The sequence below is a fragment of the Saccharicrinis sp. GN24d3 genome, assembly GCF_052400645.1.
In the GTDB taxonomy this organism is placed as follows: Bacteria; Bacteroidota; Bacteroidia; order Bacteroidales; family Marinilabiliaceae; genus Saccharicrinis.
In genome coordinates, this window is record NZ_JBQTGI010000009.1 from 150,469 (window position 1) to 165,916 (window position 15,448).

Consider the following 15,448-nt stretch of genomic DNA (forward strand, 5'->3'; position numbering starts at 1 on the left):
ACGATTAATGTCTAATGACTATATTTAAACATGTCCCTAATTTTTTAACCAGTCTCAACTTGTTTTGTGGTACGTTGAGTGTTTTTACGGCTTTTCATGGAATGTTAATGGAAGCTTCCGTTTTGCTTTTTGTAGGCGCGTTGTTCGATTTTTCGGATGGTTTTGCAGCGCGTGCACTAAAAGCTTATTCTCCTATGGGTAAAGAGTTGGATTCGCTGGCCGACATGGTAAGTTTCGGGTTTGCGCCCATGGTGATGCTGCATATGATGCTCAAAAAAGTGATGTTGGGTAGTTTCGAGGCCGACTTTTTTGTGCAGCTACCAACAACTCAAATTTTGATTTTATCCCCTTTTGTTGCTACGGTATTTTCAGGATTACGTCTGGCAAAGTTTAATGTGGATACCCGTCAATCGGAAAGCTTCATTGGACTGACAACCACCGCAACAGGTATGTTTTTAGCTTCACTGGCTTTTGTGTTTGATAGTGGTAGCGGATGGCTGTTTGATTTATTGCAAAACCAATGGATGCTGTTGGCTTTTGTTCCGCTATTTTCGTTTTTGCTGATTTCTGAAATTCCCATGTTCTCACTGAAGTTTAAAAACTTCGGTTTTCTTAATAATGCGGATAAATATATTTTGCTGGCGGCAAGTTTGTTTTTTCTTATTTGGTTAGGAATGGGGGGTATAGCCGTTGCAATTGCTTTGTACGTGAGTTTTTCCATGGTTAAGTTGGTGGTGAAATAAGCTTATGTCAAGGTAAGTAAAAATTCTTTAACGCTATTTCAGGACTAGGCATATGTTAATAACATAAAAAGCCCCAAGAACTTCCTGGGGCTTAACAGTTGATTGATATTATTTAATAGCTAGATATCAAAATAGTCGGCATTGTTTGACTTTTCAAGGTTGGTTTTTTCAAACTTTTTAAGTGCCCATTTAACGGCCTGATAGCTGATAATTATAAGTAAAGGCCAGCTTAGGTACCATAGTATTTCGTGTAAATATTTCATGTGATTAAATTTATTATACCAAATCTCTTAACTAATAAATATGTATATCATCCGATTCGATTTCTTCCTGATCGATCTTGCGGTTGTTGATGGCTTTCCACACGTACCAGATGTATGCGATTACAAAGGGAATCATCAGCGAAACGTAACTCATCGCAGTTAAGGTAAAGTGACTGGAACTGGCATTTTCGATGGTCAGTGAACTCTGTAAACTGCTAATGGATGGATAAAACGAAGTGTTGTTAAATCCTGCCAACAGAAATAACATCAAAACGGTAATAACTGTACCTGCCCCGCTAAACCAAATTCCATTGGTGTTAGGTTTTAAGTAGCTGGTTATTATTCCATACAATACCAGTATCACTCCGGCCACGAATCCAATGCCAACGAACGGCATCTCAATTAAGTTGTTGAAATACTTAAAAGGTTGTAAAAATACTTCTTTGGTATCCGGGTTCACCGCAAATCCATCCCTTACCAGCAGCCAAACGGTAAAGGTTAAAAACAAAACCACAAACGGGATTCCGTTGCTCAAAAGCTGCTTTTTGGCCCGTTCTAATATTTCTTTCTGATCCACAGCATTCATAAAATAAAGAATGGCCAATACTCTGGCCAAAAAGAAAACAGTGAACCCGAGAGATAAATTATGTAGGTTCAAGGCAGCCTCAAGACCGTGAAAGCCATTGTCCCATTTTGATTGATTGTATTCATTTACCGAGAAATTAGAGCCGGTAAAGAACGTAGATACTGCTGTTCCTATAAATATGGTGCCGATCAAGCCGTTGATGAACAGAAAGGTTTCATAAGTTTTAGGGCCGTACACATTGCCGGGTCTGTTGCGGAACTCGTATGAAATGGCCTGAATAATAAAAGCAAATAGGATGATCATCCAAACCCAGTAGGCACCTCCAAAACTGGTGCTGTAAAATAACGGGAAGGATGCAAAAAACGCCCCTCCGAAGGTAACGAGTGTGGTGAACGTAAATTCCCATTTGCGTCCAAGAGCGTTCACCAAAATGGTTTTTTCATCCTTGGATTTACCTAGGGCGGATATCAAAGTCTGCCCACCCTGGACAAACATCAGGAATACCAGGATGGCCCCCAATAACGAAACCAGGAACCACCAATATTGCTGTAGTGCTAAGTGCGATAATTCTTCGAACATTACTGAAGTCTCCTTTCTTTTTTAGGTCCTAATTTAATTTGTTTGGTCAATATTTTTATTTCGGCAATCAACAATGCGGTAAAGGTGATGGCAAACAGGAAAAAGGTGATCATCACTGAACTTGAGTCAATCTGCGAAACTGCCTGGGCGGTTGTCATTAAATCCTGGATAACCCAAGGCTGCCGACCTACCTCGGCAACTACCCACCCCGCCTCGGAAGCGATGTAAACCAAAGGGATGGTCCATACGGCAGTCCAAAGCACTATTTTATTGCTCTCCAGTTTGTTTTTGAATAATAGCCACAGGATAATAATAAATAATATAAGAAAATGCCCGCCCAAAATAACCATTATATGAAAAGCGTAAAAAGTAAGCGAAATGGGAGGTATCATTTTAAAAGCGTTTTTCTCTAGTTGAACCGGATCTGGATCGTAATAGCTTCCGTACCCGAAGTATTTAAAATAATTGTTAATCCATTCGTCGTTGTCAAATTTAGCCCTTAAGTCGGCCAGCGTTGGGCTATTTTCCTTTTGTGCCTTTTTATAGGCGACAAGGGTTTGTTGCGCTTCGTAACCGCGTCGGATCTTTTCTTTATAGGACATGATGCCTCTTGATTCGTTGCCCAGGATTAAGTCTTTTATTCCTGCAACATAAGCATCCGGTTTTAAAAAGGCCATATAAGAAAGCATGTTTGGAATTTCTATTTTGATCCTGAAATCTTCTTTTGCCGTGCTGTCCATCGGGTCGTCCTGGGGGTCTCCAATAATTCCGATAGCAATCAAAGGAGCGTTGGTTGTACCCTCGTATAGTGCCTCCATGGCAGCAAATTTCATGGGTTGTTTTTCGGCCATTTCGCGGGCTGAGCTATCACCTGACGCAATCAGCATGATGGAGGAAATAACGCCAAAGGTGGCCGCAACAACAATGCTTCTTTTGGCAAAAAGTATTTCCCTTTTTTTGAGTAAAAACCAAGCGCTAACACCCACCACAAAAATAGCGGCTAGAACAAAACCTGAAGTTGTGGTATGTAAAAATTTGGTTACGGCACTTTGAGAGAGAAAAATATCCCAAAAGTTAATCATCTCGTTACGCGCCGTGTCAGGATTAAATTTCATTCCTTGAGGATCCTGCATCCAGGCATTGGCCACCAATATCCACACTGCCGAAAGGTTTGCGCCGATAGCTGTTAACCATGTGGCGGTAAGGTGGAATTTTTTGCTCACTTTCCCCCATCCAAAAAACATAACGGCAATAAAGGTGCTTTCCATAAAAAAAGCCATAATGCCTTCAATGGCAAGAGGCGCACCAAAAATGTCCCCCACAAACCAGGAGTAATTACTCCAGTTGGTTCCGAACTCAAACTCGAGGATAATTCCGGTAGCCACGCCAATAGCGAAGTTGATCCCAAACAGTTTCATCCAGAATTTGGTGATTCTCTTCCATTCGGGATGGCCGGTTTTAACGTAGATGGTCTCCATAAAAGCTATGATGAGTCCCAACCCAAGTGTCAACGGCACAAAAATCCAATGGTACATGGCCGTCAATGCAAATTGAGCTCTGGACCAATTGACCAATGATAAGTCTACAGATTCTAACATTTAAAAATATTTTACGGTGTTGTAATTTGTTCAATAACGTGATCTGCCCTTTCAGTGTCTGTGTTAAAATCTTTTTTTAACTTGTTCTGAAAGAAGAAAACCTTAAACACTACAAAAATGATAAACAGTTTTATCAGAATAATAAACCACATGGACCTGGCCCAATCGGGTAAATTTTTAAAGCCATTTAAGTAGAAGTCGATAATTTTCTTCATCACTTGTTTGATTATTTGTCATGAAAAAACAAGTGTAAGCGACATTTGTTTTTTGATTTAAGAAAAATTAAAGATTTTTTTCCGTAATTAATTAGAGAGTGGTAATATAGGGAATTATGTTTGAAAGTTCAATAATCTTAATTTTGATGTTTCGTTGCCGCAGGCTTCTGTTCGAAAAAGTGGAAAAGATTCAGGGTGTATCCTGAATTAATATAGATATGTAATGAATTCGAAGAGTTGAACCCTTTCAGGGTACCCGGTCTACATGATTATGAATCCACGGGTTTCACCCGCGGTTATTCATATTAAACCCCATTCTGAGTTTTTTATGAGGCTTGATTATATCTTTGTTGATATAAGAATTCATATAAATCAACCACGTAGTGGTTAAACCTTGAATAACCCTGGGTGAAACCCAGGGAAAAAAGGCAATGGAATCACAACCCTGAATGGGTGGAACTTTTATTCTAACCCTTGATTCGAATAATGAATATTGAAGTACCCTAAAACAAGATACTCCGCTGCTTCACTTCAACTCACCATAACGATGCTCCCGAAAGTAATCGGGACAAGTTATGCCTCGTTTCAGTAAAGCCTTGTTTTATTGCACTTTCAATGTTCACGACGAAGTTTCTAATGCATAATCCGGATTTAACGCTTTGTAAGTTGTAAATCAGTATGAATTACAATCGAAAAATGGTAAGTCAGCGCATAAAAAAAGCAGCCGGAAAATTCCCGGCTGCTAACATCAAGTATTTAAAAGCTATGGTTATGTGCTAATTTAAACTGTGCTTTGTTCCAAAGATTAATTGTAAGAACTCTGCCCGTGCTCATGTATATCAAGACCTTCTCTTTCTTCTTGCTCAGAAACTCTAAGTCCAATTGTTGCTTTAAGTACCTGGAATAAGATTAAACCTAAACCGAAGGCCCATGCGCCAATTACAAGAACACCGATGGCCTGACTTATCAATAAAGAGGCACCGCCACCATACAAAAGACCACCGTCTGTAGCAAGTAAGCCTACAAGTAATGTACCTAGGGCACCACATACACCGTGCACTGAAATAGCACCTACGGGATCATCCACTCTTAGTTTCTTATCTAGAAATTCGATAGAGAATACTACAATAAGACCTGCAAGAGCACCGATAATAGCGGCTCCACCCGGGCTTACAATATCACAACCCGCGGTAATTCCAACCAAACCGGCTAAGGCGCCGTTCAGTGTCATAGAAAGGTCTGGTTTTCCGTAACGGAACCAAGTTACAAACATGGTAACAACAGCACCAGCTGCTGCGGCTAAGTTTGTTGTAATAAATATTTTTGCTACTGCATTGGCATTATCACCGCTGATAGCTAATTGTGATCCGGGGTTAAATCCAAACCATCCCAACCAAAGAATGAATACACCAAGTGCACCTAATACCATGTTGTGACCAGGTATGGCATTCGTGCCGCCATTGTATTTGCCAAGACGAGGGCCTATGGTCCAGGCTCCTGCCAAGGCCATCCATCCACCCACAGAGTGAACAACAGTTGAACCGGCGAAGTCATGGAATGGTGTTTCCAAAGTAGATAGCCATCCACCTCCCCAAACCCAGTGTCCTGAGATAGGATAGATGATACCTGTAATAACAACAGAATATATCAGGTAAGTACTAAATTTTGTTCGTTCGGCCATGGCCCCTGATACAATTGTTGCGGCAGTTGCAGCAAAAACTGTTTGAAAGAAGAGGTTGTGGTAGTCGCCATCAACGTTGTAGAACAAGTCGAAAGCGCCAAAGAAAGCACCTTCGCCACCGTACATGATACTGTAACCGATGATCCAGAACAACAATGAGCCAAAAGAAAAGTCCATGAAGTTTTTCATGATAATGTTTCCTACGTTTTTGGCCCTTGTAAAACCTGCCTCAACCAAGGCAAATCCTGCCTGCATAAAAAATACTAAAATACCAGCTACCAGTATCCATAATATATCTAAAGCTGCGTTTGCATCCATAATATTTGTCTTTTAATGTTTTTTAAATCAGATTAATAATAGGTTGTTTACTTGATATAAAGTGTTTCCGGTCCGGATTCGCCAGTGCGAATTCTGTAAGTTTCTTCAACCTCGGTTACGAATATTCTACCGTCACCTATTTCGCCGCTTCTGGCAGCAGACATCAGTGCTTGTACTGTTTTGTCCAGGTTTTCATCGCGTACGATAATAGAAATCAGGCGACGCTCGATAATACTTGTGTCATAAACGGTACCTCTGTATAAGTGACCTTCCCTGGCGGTTCCGGTACCTCTAACATCCCAGTACGAAAAGAAAGTAATGTCTTGCTCCTCAAGGGCCTTTTTTACATTTTCGTATCGTGTTAATCTGATAATAGCTTCAATTTTTTTCATGATAATTTTATTATAGTTATTTGAACTATTTATATTTTTAACAAAAGAAGGTGAAACAATTGTTTTGCATTGGAAACAAAAGGAGGAAAAATTACCCTTTCTTTAATTTAACGCATATTGGAGAGAACAATCGCTTGGTTTTCAAGTATTGAGAAATGAGCGCAAAAGCAACTACCTCACCTTCTTTTAAATTTTAAAGTCTTTTTTTAGAATGAATAAATAGCAGCTAATAAGAATTGTGTAGCTGATTTGGTAGGATCACCATTTTCTTTGCTGAAGATCTCATCTTTTGCAGAATCTAATCTAATCTCAGAAGAGAAAGTAAAGGGTCCTTCGTAGAAGTTTAATGTGAGCGTGCTAGAAAATACACTTTCCGTACCTACCATCCATGACTCAGCCACTTCTTTTTCCTTAAAATACTCAGCTCTATAACCTAAAGCAACTTTGTCTGAAAAGCTATATTGTGGGTATAGTGCGAATCCTGTATATCCGCCATCTCCTTCTGCTGCAGAAAAATCAGCAGCATTTAATCCCAGGTAAAAATCGTCAGTAATCTGATACCCTGTAGTTAGGTCTAAAATAGTGCCTGAATCAGGACCAGTTAAAAAGTTAATGTAAGCGTCCCATCCTTCAACTGGAGAAAGTGAAAGTTGAGCCCCAAAATCCGAAATGCCATCTATTTCCTGATACACGTTCCAGTCATTAAATAATCCTACCATCAAACCAACTCCATCGGCAATAGCCCAGTCCATTTTAAAACCTGCATTTTGAAACGGTCCGGCTGAGAACAGGTAAGAAGTTGAGTAGTTAAAGTTAGCAGCAGGAGAGATAACTTCATATCCTACAAAAGTACCCATATAACCCCCTGTTAATGAAACAGCATCGCTTAATGCATAACTAACATAAAGATTTTGGATGTTGATACCACCGTCCATTGGAATAGATTGTGCGCTTCTAGGGCCAAAAGATAATTCTCCGTAGAAACTTGCTTTGCCAACTGTTTTGGCGAATCCTAAATCAATCATACCAATTGAAATTGAATTTTGCTCGTCCGCAAAAGAGGTTGGAATTTGGCTTTCACCAGAAAAGTCATACTTAAAATAAGTATCTACAGAACCTGTGATTTCTACTTTAGAAGATTCTTCTTGTGCCTTCAATGTTGTTGCTCCAAAAGCTAAAACAACGGCAAAAAATAAAATTACTTTTTTCATTTTAATAGGTATTAATATAGGTTACACATATAATTTGTAATTCTGGAAAAACGAAGGGGTGTTGTTGTTGGGGTGATCATTATATAAAAGGAACTTTTTCCTTGTTGGGGTATCGTTTTTCAATAGTTACGCTACAAAAATGTGGTTTTTTTTAATTCTACCCAAATAATTTAGGGGGTAATTTTATTAAAAGATGTAAAAAAGTAAATTATACCCTATAAAAAGTAACGATCTGAAAGTAAAAACGCATTAATAGTTATAGCTTTATGTTTTAAATTGAGGTAGGTAAAGAAAAAGTGATATAAATGGTAACCTTGTCATCCCAATAATTTTATTTGACCTTTTCACACTCGTGTCGGACGATGCGTCTATTGTTAGGGCAAAAGTGATGATGTTTATCTATCTGCAAGTTAATCTGCCGCGCTTATTATTATTATTATTAATTATTATTGGAGTGATTTTACGAAAGTATTGGTTGTCATTCCTGGTTGTTCATATCTTTACGGTACACTTTGAGTTGATGTCGAATTAGTTTGTCTGAGTAAGATTGATCCCGATTACGAATAGAACTGCCAACTATCTTCGTTTCCAACAAAAAACAGAATGAATATATATGCACACATTCTGTATTTTATACACATATTGGTAACAGCTAGTAATTCAGTGGTTAACGCCTAGCTTTTTTATCTACCGCATGACAAATGTCATGTAAAATGCATCAAATAAGTCATCTTTTAACGTATATTATAGGTCGCATCTTGGAATATATAATCGAAAATGCTATTTTTGCTTCGTTTTCAAAGTAAATATGTTGAAAAAATTATAATTGTCATCTTATAAGGGTTAGTGTCTAATGGTTTGACAAGAGCCAGGGAGATGATTGAAATGGGAGATTGACTGCTACGCTTGGTGGATCAGGTTTCAGTATTATTCCTTCTTTATTAATATGTAGATATGATGCAAAAGAGATTTCCAAAGGCAATAGGGTTGTACGACCCTGCCAATGAGCATGATAACTGTGGGATAGGTTTTGTGGCAAATATCAAAGGACAACAGTCGCATGATATTGTCAACAGGGGTCTTGAGGTGTTGGTTAACATGACGCACAGGGGTGCAGAAAGTTCAGATAATAAATCCGGTGATGGAGCCGGAATATTGATACAAGTGCCGCATGAATTTTGTAGTTCACTAGGTTTTGAATTACCGGAACCAGGTAAGTATGGTACGGGATTGTTATTCTTGCCCGAAGAAAACAGGGTAGCGTTACTTTGTCAGGAAATATTGAATGCCAGCTTACTGGAAGAGGGGCTGGAGCTGATTGGATATCGTGATGTTCCGGTAGATGGCAGTGTGATAGGGGAGATTGCAAAAAGAACCGAGCCCAGAATTCGCCAGATTTTTGTGAAAGGCAATTACGAACAGAATAAACTGGAACGTAAGCTTTATATTGCCCGTAAGGTAACTGAAAGAAAGATCAGGGAATCGGAACTGAAAGAAAAAGAGGCCTTTTACATTCCGTCTTTATCTAGCAAGATATTTATTTATAAAGGGATGTTAACACCTGACCAGGTAGGTGCCTATTTCCTGGATCTTCAAAATCCAAAACTGAAGAGTGCCATCTCATTGGTTCACTCCAGGTTTAGTACCAATACTTTCCCGGCATGGGATTTGGCTCAACCTTTCCGCATTATGGCGCACAATGGTGAAATTAACACCATTAAGGGTAACCGTTTGTGGATGCAAGCACGCGAGTCCCTGTTGAAATCCGATCTTTTTGGAGAAGATTTGAAAAAGATTTTCCCGGTAATTGAGCCGGGCAAAAGTGATTCCGCCTCACTGGATAACGTATTGGAATTCTTGTTCCTGACCGGAAGGAGCTTGCCACAAGCATTAAGTATGCTTATTCCGGAGTCATGGAACGACAAAAACCCGATACCCAAAAGTCTAAAGGCATATTATGAGTTCCATTCCACAATTATGGAACCTTGGGATGGTCCTGCATCCATCGTTTTTTCCGATGGACGTTACATTGGAGGTACCCTGGATAGGAACGGTTTACGCCCATCACGTTATGTGATTACAAAGAACGATATGATTATTATGGGTTCTGAAGTGGGCGTGCAGACTTTTGCTGCGGAAGAAATTAAGGAAAAAGGTCGCTTAAAACCGGGAAAACTACTGTTGGTAGATACGAAGTTGGGCATCATTATTCCTGACCAGGAAATTAAAGCACAGATTTCTCAAAAATATCCATTTGAGAACTGGTTGAAAGAAAATCGTATTCGTCTTAAAGATATAGAAGTTAAACAAAGGGTTAAATCATCCATCGATAATTTTAATACCTACTTAAAAACATTCGGTTATTCCAAGGAAGATGTTGAAACCTTGATTACACCCATGGCGCAAACCGGCATGGAACCGATTACTTCGATGGGTAACGATACCCCTATAGCCGCCATGTCGGAAAAACCTCAAAGGTTATTCAACTATTTCCGTCAGTTGTTTGCGCAGGTTACCAACCCGCCTATTGACCCAATACGCGAAGGATTGGTAATGGCATTGACCAACTATATTGGCTCTGCTTCTAAAAATATTCTGGAGTATACACCTTCGCACTGTCGTCTGATCAAGTTCGAAAGTCCCATTGTTACCAATACCGATTTGGGTAAGATTAAGGACTACCGAAGAGAAGAGTTTACACAGGTGACTATTCCAATGCTTTACCCTGTAAAAGAGGGTGGGGATGGAATGAAAAAAGCGATTGAAGCCATGTGTTCTGCGGCTGAAAAAGCAGTTGACGATAAAAAGAACTTTGTTATTTTATCGGATAGAAAAATCGATAAAGATATGGCACCTGTACCGTCGTTGCTAGCCGTAGCTGCAGTACACCACCATTTAATTAAGACAAAAAAACGAATGCAGACCGGACTTGTGGTGGAAACCGGCGAAGCCCGTGAAGTAATGCATTATGCCTTGTTGCTGGGTTTTGGGGCAAGTGTTATCAACCCATATTTGAGTTTTGCTGCAATTGACGATTTGGTGAAGAAGGGCGAAATTAATATGGGTTATGCCGAAGCGCGGGAAAACTATATCAAGGCGGTAGACAAAGGATTATTGAAAATCCTTTCCAAAATGGGTATCTCTACCTTGAGAAGTTATCATGGAGCACAAATCTTTGAGGCTGTAGGTATTTCTCAGGAAATCATTGATAAGTATTTTACCGGAACGTCGTCTAAAATTGGAGGCGTAGGATTTGAGGAGTTGGCACGTGAGGCGGAAATGTTCCACGAAAAAGCCTATGGGGAGACAGCTGCTAATGAGTTGTTGAACAGCACAGGTAGCTACGCTTATCGCAAATATGGCGAAAAACACGGATGGAACCCTGAAACCATTGGCTTGTTGCAATGGTCAACAACTAATGGAGACTACAGTAAATTTAAAGAGTTCAGTAAGATTGTAGATGAGGACAATAAAAACCCTCTGTTTTTACGTGGCTTATTAAAACTAAAAGACCGTCAGCCAATTGATATCAGTGAGGTTGAGTCGGTTGAAAAAATAACCAAGAGGTTTGTAACAGGAGCCATGAGCTACGGTTCAATCTCTAAGGAAGCACATACCGCATTGGCAAAGGCCATGAACGAAGTAGGTGGAAGAAGTAACACCGGGGAAGGTGGCGAAGATGCGGAAAGGTTTAAGTCGAATGCGCGCAGTTCCATCAAACAGGTGGCTTCGGGAAGGTTTGGCGTAACCAATAATTACCTGGTGAATGCCGATGAGCTTCAAATCAAAGTAGCACAGGGCGCTAAGCCAGGTGAAGGCGGTCAGCTGCCGGGATTTAAAGTAGACAAGATTATTGCCAAGTTGAGAAATTCGACCCCGGGTATTACACTGATTTCGCCTCCTCCCCATCACGATATTTATTCAATTGAGGATTTGGCCCAGTTGATATTCGACCTGAAATGTACTAACCCATCAGCGAATGTGAGCGTTAAGTTAGTTTCGGAGACGGGAGTAGGAACAATTGCTGCCGGTGTGGCCAAAGCCCATGCCGACCTGATTGTGATTGCAGGAACCGAGGGAGGAACAGGTGCCTCCCCAACAAGTTCTGTAAAACACGCAGGTATGCCGGTCGAGGTAGGTTTGGCTGAGACCCAGCAGACTTTGGTAATGAACAACCTCAGAGGTAGGGTTAAATTACAAACCGACGGTCAGCTAAAAACAGGATTGGATGTCATTAAAATGGCTATTCTTGGCGCTGAGGAATTCGGTTTTGCCACTTCAGCATTAATAACTTTAGGATGTATAATGATGCGAAAGTGTCATTTGAATACGTGTCCTGCGGGTATCGCAACCCAAAATACTGAGTTAAGAAAACGATTCATAGGTAAATACAAGTATGTGGTTAACTACATGAACTTTATTGCCGAGGAGGTTCGTGAATATCTGGCACAGTTAGGATACAAATCATTGGACGAGGTGATCGGACGTACCGACTTGATGGAGCAAGATCCGACAGTTGGAAACTGGAAAACCAAGGGGATTGATATGAGCAGACTGCTTCATTTCCCTGACGAAGCCAAGATCTATCCTTTACATCATACATCGGTGCAAAAGCATGGTATTGATGAAGTGATGGATTGGCAGTTGATTGAAGAGGCACAACCGGCATTGTTGAATCAATCTAAAGTGTGGATTGCCAAAGAAATAGGAAACACGGACCGTACTGTTGGTTCTATGTTATCAGGCGAAGTCAGTAAGCGATATGGTGAAGAAGGCTTGCCTAAAAACACCATCAACTGTAAGTTTAGCGGTTCAGCAGGGCAAAGCTTTGGGGCTTTCCTAAGCAAAGGATTAGCGTTTAAGCTGGAAGGAGATGCCAATGACTATCTCGGTAAAGGACTTTCAGGCGGTAAGATTATGGTAATTCCACCGGCAGGATCGACGTTTAAACCTGAAGAAAATATCATCATTGGTAACACGGTTCTTTATGGAGCCACGTCCGGTAGTGTGTATGTACGAGGTGTGGCCGGTGAGCGATTCTGTGTACGAAACTCTGGAGCTTCTGCTGTTGTTGAGGGAGTGGGAGACCACTGTTGTGAATACATGACTGGAGGTAGAGTAGTCGTTATCGGTAAAACGGGTAGAAACTTTGCCGCAGGTATGAGCGGAGGTATTGCGTACGTGCTGGATGAAGAAGGTAATTTCGAATACTACTGTAATAAAGGCTTGGTGGAGTTGTCGCCGGTTGAAGACGCCGCAGATGTGCAAGAACTTCAGTTTTTGTTGAATAAGCACCTGCTGCACACCAATAGCGAAAAAGCCCAGGATATTTTGGTGAACTGGAACAAATATTTGCCAAAGTTTATTAAAGTTATACCTTTTGAGTACAAGAAAGTACTTCAGGAGCTTAAAATAAAAGAGCTTGAGCAAAAGCTTAAGGAAACGGAGGATGCTCCTTTCGTAAACGAATAATAATTTTTCAAAAGTCTTGAATAAAGAAGGAAGTCCGGAAACATGCCGGTACTCAATGATGGGTGCGGGCCAGTTGGACTAACTTTTCAAAAAAATATAAATATGGGTAATCCAAAAGGTTTTATTGAGGTAGCACGAAAGGAGAGTGGCTACCGCCCCGTAGCTGAGCGTACTGATGATTATGGTGAAGTGGAACAAACGCTCAACGAACAGGATCGAAAACTGCAGGCATCCAGATGTATGGATTGTGGTATTCCTTTTTGTCACTGGGCTTGTCCTGTAGGAAGCAAAATTCCGGAATGGCAAGATGCCATTTATAAGGGAGATTGGAAACTCGCAAGCGATATATTACATTCAACCAATAGTTTTCCTGAGTTTACGGGACGTATTTGTCCCAATCCATGTGAGAAATCATGTGTGTTAGCTATTCACAAGGAATCGGTAACTATCCGCGAAAACGAAGCTTCGGTAGTTGAAAAAGCATTTGCAGAAGGTTATATTCTGCCTCGTATCCCTAAGGTGCGCACCGGAAAAAAAGTGGCGGTAATTGGTTCGGGACCTGCAGGCTTGTCTACAGCCGATGTGTTAAACCAAATGGGACATACGGTAACTGTATTCGAGAAGGACGAAGCCATTGGTGGCCTGTTACGCTTCGGTATCCCTGACTTTAAGCTGAACAAAAAAATTATTGATCGTCGTCTCGAATTGTTTCAGCAGGAAGGGATCAAGTTTAAAACCAATCAATATGTTGGTTTTGATGTGAAATGTTCGAAGTTATTGAACGATTTTGATGCGGTAGTACTGGCTATTGGAGCTATGCAACCACGTGATTTACCTGTTGAAGGGCGAGAATTAAAAGGGGTTCATTTTGCGATGGATTTTCTTACACAACAAAATAGGGTAAACCGGGGTGCGAAAGTTGCAGTTAAAGACCGTATTGATGCCAAGGGTAAGAATGTATTGGTGATTGGAGGCGGTGATACAGGTTCCGATTGTGTAGGAACTTCGAACCGCCAAAAGGCCAGGAGTGTAACCCAAATCGAGATTCTGCCTAAACCACCGGAGGAAAGGGCTGCAGGAAATCCATGGCCTTACTGGCCTACAACGCTTAAAACATCCACTTCGCACGAAGAAGGTTGTGAGCGTAAATGGAGCTTGTCAACCAAAAAGTTTATCGGTTCAAACGGTAGCCTTAAAAAAGTGGAGCTCGTGGAGGTAGAATGGACCAAGGATGAGAAAGGGGCCTGGAAAATGAACGAAGTGGCCGGATCGGAACAAATCATCGATGTGGACCTGGTATTCCTATCCATGGGGTTTGTGCATGCCATACACAGAGGTGTAGTGGAAGAATTGGCTATTGAAACCGATCAAAGAGGTAACTTGAAAATAAATAACAATTATCAAACAAGCGTTGATAAGGTATTTGCGGCGGGCGATTCGCACAACGGTGCCAGCTTGGTGGTTACAGCCATCCAAAAAGGTAAAGAGGCGGCGGAAAATGTAAATAATTATTTATCTGGTTTAGTTTAGTGGAAACAAAACAATATTAGAATAGCTCTCTTATGGGCAAAAAAAAGGAAGGTCGTGTTGGCCTTCTTTTTTTTTTGCTTAACCCAAACAGGCCAATAGACTTTATCTAAAAATTCCAATTCGAATAACAAAATATATGCAATACTTAATCCCGGATTATGCATAGAACTTTGTTGTAGATCTGTTAGGATCAATAAAACAGGATTTTACTGAAATAAGGCATAGCATCGTTTTGGTGCCATGAAGTGAGGTAACGAAGTGTATTGTTTTGAAGCAATTTCAGTGTGTCACAGATTTTTTAATACATATTGAGGGTTAAATACGGCAATCTACGATTTTCAATCCCGCTAGCAACGGAGATGACTTATGCCCGCTGGCAATTGAATTTTTAAAATTCCTAATGACAGAATTCGGTTTAACATTCATCTATACAAGTTAAAAGAACGAAAATGGGGTTATGTCAACGGAATAGTGTCATATATCAAAACAAAGCAGCCGATTAAAGACAGAGACAGTATATGGAAGTAATCGGTATGCGATAAAACCTGCCAAAAAATAATGAGGTGCTTAACGCGACAAAGATGCCGTAAAAAATGTTGCATAATAACACAGTAATCAGCTATATATAGCTATCGTATTACTTGGGGATTTATTCTAATTTCAATATATTAAAACCCATCAAAAACTTGAATTTTAATTAAGCAACAAAGAATAACTTATGACAATTCCCTAAAAAGGAATTATAAAAAGATTTGTTATCCTTTGTATAAGTTGTTTTATAAAGTTAAGTGAACGTATTATATGAGAGATAAAAACCATATCCAACTTAATAGGTAACAGGAACAAGTGCCAATTCATTA

General features: G+C 40.2%; 10 protein-coding genes. 3 read left to right on the plus strand and 7 right to left on the minus strand.

The window, feature by feature from the left end:
* Window positions 1–14 precede the first annotated feature (14 nt).
* Complete coding sequence (locus tag ACT29I_RS12365) at window positions 15–743, plus strand: CDP-alcohol phosphatidyltransferase family protein (protein ID WP_430931982.1); 729 nt, start codon at window positions 15–17, stop codon at window positions 741–743.
* Window positions 744–862: 119 nt separating this feature from the next.
* Here the strand turns inward: ACT29I_RS12365 and ACT29I_RS12370 are convergent, their stop codons facing one another.
* From ACT29I_RS12370 to ACT29I_RS12400, 7 genes are all read right to left on the minus strand, one after another.
* Complete coding sequence (locus ACT29I_RS12370) at window positions 863–1,006, minus strand: hypothetical protein (protein ID WP_430931983.1); 144 nt, start codon at window positions 1,004–1,006, stop codon at window positions 863–865.
* 31 nt (window positions 1,007–1,037) lie between these two features.
* Window positions 1,038–2,171, minus strand: coding sequence for a cytochrome d ubiquinol oxidase subunit II (gene cydB, locus ACT29I_RS12375; RefSeq protein WP_430931984.1), 1,134 nt, complete (start codon window positions 2,169–2,171; stop codon window positions 1,038–1,040).
* Entirely contained in the window at window positions 2,171–3,769 is a 1,599-nt protein-coding gene (locus tag ACT29I_RS12380) for a cytochrome ubiquinol oxidase subunit I (protein WP_430931985.1), read from the minus strand. Before ACT29I_RS12380 ends, cydB begins: the two co-directional genes overlap by 1 nt.
* 11 nt (window positions 3,770–3,780) lie before the next feature.
* Entirely contained in the window at window positions 3,781–3,984 is a 204-nt protein-coding gene (locus tag ACT29I_RS12385) for a DUF4492 domain-containing protein (RefSeq protein WP_430931986.1), read from the minus strand.
* 805 nt (window positions 3,985–4,789) lie between these two features.
* Entirely contained in the window at window positions 4,790–5,983 is a 1,194-nt protein-coding gene (locus ACT29I_RS12390) for an ammonium transporter (protein ID WP_430931988.1), read from the minus strand.
* 47 nt (window positions 5,984–6,030) lie between these two features.
* Window positions 6,031–6,375 carry a P-II family nitrogen regulator gene (locus ACT29I_RS12395; protein WP_430931989.1) on the minus strand — a complete coding sequence of 115 codons (345 nt, stop codon included), beginning with the start codon at window positions 6,373–6,375 and terminating at the stop codon, window positions 6,031–6,033.
* Window positions 6,376–6,581: 206 nt separating this feature from the next.
* Window positions 6,582–7,586 carry an outer membrane beta-barrel protein gene (locus ACT29I_RS12400; protein WP_430931990.1) on the minus strand — a complete coding sequence of 335 codons (1,005 nt, stop codon included), beginning with the start codon at window positions 7,584–7,586 and terminating at the stop codon, window positions 6,582–6,584.
* A 954-nt stretch (window positions 7,587–8,540) separates the two neighbouring features.
* On the opposite strand from ACT29I_RS12400, the gene gltB reads away from it, so the two are divergent.
* Both gltB and ACT29I_RS12410 read left to right on the plus strand, forming a co-directional pair.
* Window positions 8,541–13,058 carry a glutamate synthase large subunit gene (gene gltB / locus ACT29I_RS12405; RefSeq protein ID WP_444793579.1) on the plus strand — a complete coding sequence of 1,506 codons (4,518 nt, stop codon included), beginning with the start codon at window positions 8,541–8,543 and terminating at the stop codon, window positions 13,056–13,058.
* A gap of 102 nt (window positions 13,059–13,160) precedes the next feature.
* The gene (locus ACT29I_RS12410; RefSeq protein ID WP_444793580.1) at window positions 13,161–14,588 is read left to right on the plus strand and encodes a glutamate synthase subunit beta; all 1,428 of its coding nucleotides are present in this window, start codon (window positions 13,161–13,163) and stop codon (window positions 14,586–14,588) included.
* Window positions 14,589–15,448 lie beyond the last annotated feature (860 nt).

Bases quoted from the DNA above. Each gene is read 5' to 3' on its own strand.
- ACT29I_RS12385 (WP_430931986.1), bottom strand. From the start codon at position 3,984: ATGAAGAAAATTATCGACTTCTACTTAAATGGCTTTAAAAATTTACCC.
- ACT29I_RS12365 (WP_430931982.1), top strand. From the start codon at position 15: ATGACTATATTTAAACATGTCCCTAATTTTTTAACCAGTCTCAACTTG.
- ACT29I_RS12370 (WP_430931983.1), bottom strand. From the start codon at position 1,006: ATGAAATATTTACACGAAATACTATGGTACCTAAGCTGGCCTTTACTT.
- cydB (WP_430931984.1), bottom strand. From the start codon at position 2,171: ATGTTCGAAGAATTATCGCACTTAGCACTACAGCAATATTGGTGGTTC.
- ACT29I_RS12410 (WP_444793580.1), top strand. From the start codon at position 13,161: ATGGGTAATCCAAAAGGTTTTATTGAGGTAGCACGAAAGGAGAGTGGC.
- ACT29I_RS12395 (WP_430931989.1), bottom strand. From the start codon at position 6,375: ATGAAAAAAATTGAAGCTATTATCAGATTAACACGATACGAAAATGTA.
- ACT29I_RS12380 (WP_430931985.1), bottom strand. From the start codon at position 3,769: ATGTTAGAATCTGTAGACTTATCATTGGTCAATTGGTCCAGAGCTCAA.
- ACT29I_RS12390 (WP_430931988.1), bottom strand. From the start codon at position 5,983: ATGGATGCAAACGCAGCTTTAGATATATTATGGATACTGGTAGCTGGT.
- gltB (WP_444793579.1), top strand. From the start codon at position 8,541: ATGATGCAAAAGAGATTTCCAAAGGCAATAGGGTTGTACGACCCTGCC.
- ACT29I_RS12400 (WP_430931990.1), bottom strand. From the start codon at position 7,586: ATGAAAAAAGTAATTTTATTTTTTGCCGTTGTTTTAGCTTTTGGAGCA.